This is a genomic window from Collinsella sp. AF19-1LB, from assembly GCF_003459655.1.
In the GTDB taxonomy this organism is placed as follows: domain Bacteria; phylum Actinomycetota; class Coriobacteriia; order Coriobacteriales; family Coriobacteriaceae; genus Collinsella.
This window is the reverse complement of the sequence record NZ_QRWO01000083.1, coordinates 1-748: the sequence shown is the minus strand read 5'-3', so window position 1 is coordinate 748 and position 748 is coordinate 1. Positions and strand designations below refer to the sequence as shown.

The following is a 748-nucleotide window of genomic DNA, read 5'->3' as shown; positions in this document are numbered from 1 at the left end:
TTCAAGACTTTAGTCTGCTGGCCGCGCAGCGGCCAGCTTTAAACCACCCGCTACGCGGGTGGAGACAAACGGCTTTACAAAGCCACCCCTCCGACCGATATTGACGATTGTTCAGGCCGTCAAGAATTCGAGTCGAAGGGGTGGTCGCCATGGCCCAGAAGGCCTACAGCCTTTCCCACACGAAGTGGATGTGCAAGTACCACATCGTGTTCACGCCGAAGTATAGGCGCAAAGTGATCTACAACCAAATCAGGAGCGACATAGGGGAGATCCTCAGGAAGCTGTGCGAGTACAAGGGGATCGAGATAATCGAGGGGCACCTGATGCCCGACCACGTGCACGTGCTGCTGGCGATCCCGCCGAAGTACAGCGTCGCGAGCGTCATGGGCTACCTGAAGGGGAAGAGCTCGCTGATGATATTCGACAGGCACGCCAGCCTCAAGTACAAGTTCGGCAACAGGAAGTTCTGGGCGGAGGGCTACTACGTGTCCACCGTCGGCCTGAACGAGGCGACGATCGCCAAGTACATCAGGGAGCAGGAGTCCCACGACATCGCACTGGACAAGCTGAGCGTGAAGGAGTACGAGGACCCCTTCAAGAGGGGGTGATGCCGCCGGTTCGACCGGCGCGCCACGGGTCAAGATGCACTAGGCCTGGACGAAGTCCGGGCCCGCGCCTTTAGACGCGAGCCCGGGGCCCGTGGGTTATACCCTAAGAGCAAACCACCCTTTTTAAGGGTGGTTCTGAT

General features: G+C 58.8%; 1 protein-coding gene. It reads left to right on the top strand.

Features of this window, described 5'->3' with window-relative positions; translation table 11 throughout:
• The first annotated feature begins 149 nt into the window (after positions 1-149).
• Positions 150-608: an IS200/IS605 family transposase gene (gene tnpA, locus DWX39_RS10845; RefSeq protein ID WP_117630087.1), complete on the top strand. Its 459-nt coding sequence runs from the start codon at positions 150-152 to the stop codon at positions 606-608.
• The last annotated feature ends 140 nt before the right edge of the window (positions 609-748 follow it).

Coding starts and splice junctions, on each gene's coding strand:
- tnpA (WP_117630087.1), top strand. CDS start 150: ATGGCCCAGAAGGCCTACAGCCTTTCCCACACGAAGTGGATGTGCAAG.